Consider the following 6,538-nt stretch of genomic DNA (forward strand, 5'->3'; position numbering starts at 1 on the left):
CCTGTGGGAGCGGGCTTGCCCGCGAAGGGCCGCGACGCGGCCCCAATTGCTTCAACCGTGATTCTTGCCGAGCAATGCGTGATACAGCTCGCTGTCGCCCAGAATCCCGACCACCTTGTCGTTCTCCTGCAGCACCAGCTTGTTGCCGGTCTGATAACGAATCTGCAGTGCTTCGCGCATGCCGATGTCGGCGTGCACCAGCGTTGGCAGGCGGCCCAGGCTTTCCACATCCTGCCCCGGCACCCAGTTCTGCAGGTCCAGCCCGTTCTGCCCCTGACGCGCGCGCTTGATCGAGCCGCCTTCGCCCAGGTCCAGCCACGAGTCGCCACCCGGGTCCAGGCACACCGATCCGTTGATCCGCTTGCAGTTGTCCAGGCTGCGCATCAGGCTGCGGCCGCACAGGACGTTGAGCGGGTTGGTGTGGGCGACGAAGGTGCGCACGTATTCGTCGGCCGGGTTCAGCACGATCTCTTCCGGCTTGCTGTACTGGATGATCCGGCCATCCTTCATGATCGCAATGCGGCTACCCAGCTTCAGGGCCTCGTCCAGGTCGTGGCTGACGAAGACGATGGTCTTGCTCAGCTTGCGCTGCAGCTCCAGCAGTTCGTCCTGCAGGCCCTGGCGGATCAGGGGGTCCAGCGCGGAGAAGGGTTCGTCCATCAGCAGGATGTCGGCGTCCATCGCCAGCGCCCGGGCCAGGCCCACGCGTTGCTGCATGCCACCGGACAGCTCGTCCGGCTTCTTGTTGCGCCACTGTGTCAGGCCCACCAGCTCGAGCTTCTCGTCCACCAGCTTGCGCCGCTCCTTCTCGGGGCGACCCTGCATTTCCAGGCCGAAGCTGATGTTCTCGCGCACGGTCAGCCATGGCATCAGGGCGAACTTCTGGAACACCATGGCGATGCGCTTGGTGCGCATCATCTTCAGCTCTGCCGGGGAGCAGTGAGCGATGTCGATATGCTTACCTTCGTGCTCGACGAACAGCTTGCCGCGGCTGACGGTGTTCAGGCCGTTGATGCAGCGCAGCAGGCTCGACTTGCCCGAGCCCGACAGGCCCATCAGCACGCAGATCTCGCCTTTCTCGATGTCCAGGTTGGCCTTTTCGACGCCGACCACCAGGCCGGTCTGCTTGAGGATCTGCTCGCGGGTCTTGCCCTGGTCGAGCAGCGACAGCGCTTCGCGCGGCTTGCTGGAGAAGATGACGTCGACATCTTCGAAGCGAATGATGCTCATGCTTCACTCCTTGCCGGCAGTTCCGGTTGCTTGCAGATACGGTCGAGCATGATCGCCAGCAACACGATCGCAAGGCCCGCTTCGAAGCCGAGCGAAATGTCGGCGGTATTGAGGGCGTTGACCACCGGTTTGCCCAGGCCATCGGCGCCGACCAGGGCGGCGATCACCACCATCGACAGCGACAGCATGATGCATTGGGTAACGCCTGCGGCGATGCTCGGCATGGCGTGCGGCAGTTCGATGCGCGTCAGCAGTTGGCGACGCGAGCAGCCGAAGGCCTTGCCGGCGTCCATCAGCTCCTGGGGCACATCACAGATGCCCAGGTAGGTGAGGCGGATAGGGGCCGCGATGGCGAACACTACGGTGGAGATCAGCCCCGGAACCACGCCCAGCCCGAACAGGGTGAGGGTCGGGATCAGGTAGACGAAGGTGGGGACGGTCTGCATGAGGTCGAGCACCGGACGCATGGCGGTGTAGAACATCGGCTTGTGCGCGGCAATGATGCCCAGCGGCACACCGATGGCCACGCAGACCACCGTGGCGAAGCTTACTTGCGCCAGGGTTTCCATGGTTTCCTGCCAGTAGCCGAGGTTGAGGATCAACAGGAACGACAGGGCGACGAAGACGGTCAGCGCCCACTTGCGCTGGATCAGGTGCGCGAGGGCGGCGAACAGGGCGACGAGAACGAAGGGGTTGAACCAGGTCAGGGCACTGGTGACGCCATGGATCATGAACTCCAGGCCTTGGGCGATAGCGTCGAAGTAGTTGGCGCCGTTCTGGGTCAACCATTCGACAAATGAGGCGATGTACTGCCCCAGAGGTATTTTTTGATCGATAAGCATGATAGCGAGCTTCCACCTGCAATGATTGAAATCAGTCCGGGGTGAGCACGGTCCCACCCCGAGGTAGTGCCTAAAGCTACTGCGTCAACTTGGCCTTGGCTGCCTCCAGGCCTGGTTTGCCATCCACGGTGGTGACGCCGGCCAGCCAGGTCTCCAGCTTGCCGGGGTTGTCCTTGAGCCACTTCTTGGCGGCCGCCTCGGGCTTCATCTTGTCGTCCAGGACATAGCCCATCATGGTGCTTTCATCCTTGAGCTCGAACACCAGGTTCTTCAGCAGCTGGCCGACGTTGCTGCATTCCTGCGCATAACCCTTGCGGGTGTTGGTCAGTACGGTGGCCTTGCCGAATTCTGGACCGAAGAACTCATCACCCCCGGTCAGGTACTGCATCTTGAAGCGGGTGTTCATCGGGTGCGGTTCCCAGCCCAGGAACACTATGGCCTCGCCGCGCTTCTGCGCCCGATCAACCTGCGACAGCATGCCGGCCTCGCTCGACTGCACGATCTTGAAGCCGGCGTCCTTCAGGCCGAAGGCGTTCTTGTCGATCATGCTCTGGATGGTGCGGTTGCCATCGTTGCCCGGTTCGATGCCGTAGATCTTGCCGTCCAGTTCCTTCTTGAACTTGGGAATGTCGCTGAAATCCTTCAGACCCTTGTCATACAGCGCCTGGGGTACTGCCAGGGTGTACTTGGCGTTTTCCAGGTTGGCGCGGACCGTCTCGACGGTGCCAGCGTCGCGGTACTGCTTGATGTCGTTTTCCATGGTCGGCATCCAGTTGCCGAGGAAAACGTCGAGGTCCTTGCCGGTGGCCAGCGACTTGTAGGTCACCGGCACCGAGATCATGGTGGTGTGGGTCTTATAGCCCAGCGCTTCGAGGACAACGCTGGTGGTTGCCGTGGTCACGGTGATGTCGGTCCAGCCGACATCGGAGAAGCGAACCGTTTGACACTGTTCGGGTTCGGCCGCTTGGGCGAACACAGGTGCTGCGAGCAACGCAACCAACAACAGCGAGGGTGAACCTTTCATGGGTGGACTCCTGTGATTTTTTCTTCGGGTTCGCGTAATCGTCGTCGCATTCTGGGGCGTCGATCGATCTGGCCTGCAGAGGGCAGGTTGCGTGGCCGTGCAATACGAGTCGCTTTCGATAATCCCCCAGCGTTCGGCAATCGCCTACTGGTGGAGTCGTAACCAGTGCAGGACAGGTCGCATCCAGTACGGGCAATGTCGCTTACGGATTTTTCCACACCTCGGCCCGTGTCTTTGCGTCACCGGTTCGCCTGAAAGCGGCGAAATGATGGCTGTCGCAACAGGGCGCTGCCGGACAAAAGTACGTCGGTTGCAGACGGCGAGGGGTGGGGTAAAAGCCCGATGATGCGTGCATTCGCGGCAACTCGCCGCTATCAGCCTAGCAGCTGGCTGCGCCGCCACATGGCGCGCAGAGACAAGCCCATCAAGAGGTGATTCGACAATGGCCATCAGCGTGTTCGACCTGTTCAAGATCGGCGTCGGGCCTTCCAGCTCGCACACCGTCGGCCCCATGCGCGCCGCAGCGCTGTTCGTCCAGGGCCTGCGCGAGCGCGGCGAGCTGGAGCGGGTTCGGCGTATCGAGGTGCGTTTGTACGGCTCGTTGTCGGCCACCGGCATCGGTCACGGCACCGACAACGCCACGATCATGGGGCTGATGGGCGAATGGCCCGACGCAATCGACCCGACGCAGATCACCCCACGCATCGCCGACCTGCGCGAAACCGGCATATTGCAGCTCGACAGCCGCCTGCCCATCGAATTCATCTGGGCCCGCGACATGCTGCTGCTCGACGAGAACCTGCCCTACCACCCCAATGCCATGACCCTGGTGGCCGAAGGTGCCGAGGGCGAGCTGCATCGCGACACTTACTACTCGGTGGGGGGCGGCTTCGTGGTCGATGCCGCGCAGGCCGCGAGCGGCGTACTGGACGCCGACCAGACGGTGCTGCCCTACGATTTCAACAGCGCCGCCGAATTGCTGCGCCTGTGCAAGCAAAACGACATGCGCGTGTCGCAATTGATGATGGAGAACGAGAAGGTCTGGCGCAGCGAAGCCGAGATTCGCGCCGGTCTGCTCAAGCTCTGGGGCGCCATGCAGGAGTGCGTGAACAACGGCCTCAAGCACGAAGGCATCTTGCCCGGCGGGCTCAATGTGCGGCGCCGCGCAGCCAAGCTGCACCGCAGCCTGCAGGAGATCGGCAAGCCCAACGTGATCGGCTCGACCATGAGTGCCATGGAGTGGGTGAACCTGTTCGCCCTGGCGGTCAACGAAGAAAACGCCGCCGGTGGGCGCATGGTCACCGCACCCACCAACGGCGCGGCCGGCATCATCCCGGCGGTGTTGCACTACTACATGCGCTTCTCCGACGCGGTGGACGAGTCCAATGTGGTGGAGTTCTTCCTCGGTGCAGCGGCGGTAGGCATCCTGTGCAAGAAGAACGCTTCCATCTCCGGCGCCGAGGTGGGCTGCCAGGGCGAGGTCGGCTCGGCCTGCGCCATGGCTGCAGCGGGGCTGGCCGAAGTGCTGGGGGCCACGCCGGCACAGTTGGAAAACGCTGCTGAAATCGCCCTGGAGCACAACCTCGGGCTGACCTGCGACCCGGTCGGAGGCCTGGTCCAGGTGCCTTGCATCGAACGTAACGCCATCGCTGCGGTGAAGGCGATCAACGCCGTACAGATGGCCCTGCGTGGTGACGGCGAGCACTTCATCTCCCTCGACCAGGTGATCCGCACCATGCGCGACACCGGCGCCGACATGCACGACAAGTACAAGGAAACTTCTCGCGGCGGGTTGGCAGTCAGCGTCATCGAATGCTGATGCGCTGATCTGGCCCTCCTGCGGCGGTTGTGCCGCATTATTGTGCAGCAGCCGGTTCCGACCGGCTGTCGGCTGTCGCTACCAGTGGTGTCATTGTCGGTGACACTTATGAATGTCGCTTCTGGGCAGCCTTCCCACAAGTGCTACCGAACTGCTCAGCCGTTACACGCAGAGGCGCTGGCACGCCTGTTTGCGATGATCGTCCAGCGCTCTCGGAAAAGCCCTACAACTCGCGCGGCAACGTCGTTTTTGGGTTTTTTTGGATAGCCGTTCAATTTCAGGCACGGCGATTGCGTTGAGATTGGCAAAGCCCCTGCATACGAATCGGGGCCATTACAAGAAACGGTGCCCGCCTGAGGCACACCCTGCATTGTGTGAGGAGAAACCGCGATGACGTCGTACACCTCCGGGAACCCAACCCAGAACCGCACAGCACCCCAGTCCATCGGCTTTCTCCTGCTGGACAACTTCACCCTGATTTCGCTCGCCTCGGCGGTCGAGCCGCTGCGCATGGCCAACCAGCTGTCGGGGCGCGAGCTGTACCGCTGGCATACGCTGACCGTCGATGGCGGCCAGGTCTGGGCCAGCGATGGCCTGCAGATCACCCCGGACGCGGCGATGCACAGCGCACCGCCGGTGGACACTGTGATCGTCTGCGGTGGCGTTGGCATCCAGCGCACCGTGACCCGTGAACATGTCACCTGGCTGCAGGCCCAGGCGCGTCAGTCGCGCAGGCTTGGTGCGGTGTGCACTGGCAGCTGGGCATTGGCCTGTGCCGGCCTGCTCGACGGCTTCGACTGCAGCGTGCACTGGGAGTGCCTGGCGGCGATGCAGGAAGCCTTCCCGCGGGTCAACATGAGCACCCGCCTGTTTACCCTCGACCGCAACCGCTTCACCAGCTCCGGTGGCACTGCGCCCCTGGACATGATGCTGCACCTGATCAGCCGCGATCATGGTCGTGAGCTGTCGGCAGCCATCTCCGAAATGTTCGTCTACGAGCGCATCCGCAACGAGCAGGACCACCAGCGCGTGCCGCTCAAGCACATGCTCGGCACCAACCAGCCGAAGCTGCAGGAAATCGTCGCGCTGATGGAGGCCAACCTCGAAGAGCCGATCGACCTGGACGAGCTGGCGGTGTACGTCAACGTGTCGCGGCGCCAGCTCGAGCGCCTGTTCCAGAAGTACCTGCACTGCTCGCCGTCGCGCTACTACCTCAAGCTGCGGTTGATCCGTGCACGGCAGCTGCTCAAGCAGACACCGATGTCGATCATCGAGGTGGCGTCGGTGTGCGGGTTCGTGTCGACGCCGCACTTCTCCAAGTGCTACCGCGAGTACTTCGGTATTCCGCCGCGTGACGAGCGTGTGGGCTCCAATACCGCGCAGCAGGTGGCGATGATGCCGATTCCGCAGGCCATGGCGCTGTCACCGCACAGCGGGCCGATGGCGGCCCTGAGCCAGGCGCGCAACGAGTCGACCTTTGCCAGTGTGAGACTTTGAGGCAGCGCTGAATTCTTCGCGGGGAAAAACCCCCCCCCCCAAACCCCCCCCCCCCCCTCCAAACACACCCCCCCCCCCAACACCCCCCCCCAAACCCCAACCCCCCCACCCCCCCCCCCCCCCCCC

General features: G+C 63.1%; 5 protein-coding genes. 2 read left to right on the top strand and 3 right to left on the bottom strand.

What is annotated here, in order from left to right:
- Positions 1–51: 51 nt before the first annotated feature.
- From choV to ACPZMI_RS19555, 3 genes are all read right to left on the bottom strand, one after another.
- Positions 52–1,230: a choline ABC transporter ATP-binding protein gene (gene choV, locus ACPZMI_RS19545; protein WP_186667456.1), complete on the bottom strand. Its 1,179-nt coding sequence runs from the start codon at positions 1,228–1,230 to the stop codon at positions 52–54.
- Entirely contained in the window at positions 1,227–2,075 is an 849-nt protein-coding gene (choW, locus tag ACPZMI_RS19550; RefSeq protein WP_186667578.1) for a choline ABC transporter permease subunit, read from the bottom strand. Before choW ends, choV begins: the two co-directional genes overlap by 4 nt.
- A 73-nt stretch (positions 2,076–2,148) precedes the next feature.
- Positions 2,149–3,096 (bottom strand): choline ABC transporter substrate-binding protein, encoded by a 948-nt coding sequence (locus tag ACPZMI_RS19555; protein ID WP_151925524.1) that lies wholly within the window; start codon positions 3,094–3,096, stop codon positions 2,149–2,151.
- Positions 3,097–3,538: 442 nt separating this feature from the next.
- On the opposite strand from ACPZMI_RS19555, the gene ACPZMI_RS19560 reads away from it, so the two are divergent.
- Positions 3,539–4,915, top strand: coding sequence for an L-serine ammonia-lyase (locus ACPZMI_RS19560; protein ID WP_186667457.1), 1,377 nt, complete (start codon positions 3,539–3,541; stop codon positions 4,913–4,915).
- 390 nt (positions 4,916–5,305) lie between these two features.
- Positions 5,306–6,412 carry a choline metabolism transcriptional regulator GbdR gene (gbdR, locus tag ACPZMI_RS19565; RefSeq protein ID WP_054891716.1) on the top strand — a complete coding sequence of 369 codons (1,107 nt, stop codon included), beginning with the start codon at positions 5,306–5,308 and terminating at the stop codon, positions 6,410–6,412.
- Positions 6,413–6,538 lie beyond the last annotated feature (126 nt).

Origin of the sequence: Pseudomonas wayambapalatensis, from assembly GCF_049942315.1 — a bacterium.
In the GTDB taxonomy this organism is placed as follows: domain Bacteria; phylum Pseudomonadota; class Gammaproteobacteria; order Pseudomonadales; family Pseudomonadaceae; genus Aquipseudomonas; species Aquipseudomonas wayambapalatensis.

Coding starts and splice junctions, on each gene's coding strand:
- choV (WP_186667456.1), bottom strand. CDS start 1,230: ATGAGCATCATTCGCTTCGAAGATGTCGACGTCATCTTCTCCAGCAAG.
- ACPZMI_RS19555 (WP_151925524.1), bottom strand. CDS start 3,096: ATGAAAGGTTCACCCTCGCTGTTGTTGGTTGCGTTGCTCGCAGCACCT.
- ACPZMI_RS19560 (WP_186667457.1), top strand. CDS start 3,539: ATGGCCATCAGCGTGTTCGACCTGTTCAAGATCGGCGTCGGGCCTTCC.
- gbdR (WP_054891716.1), top strand. CDS start 5,306: ATGACGTCGTACACCTCCGGGAACCCAACCCAGAACCGCACAGCACCC.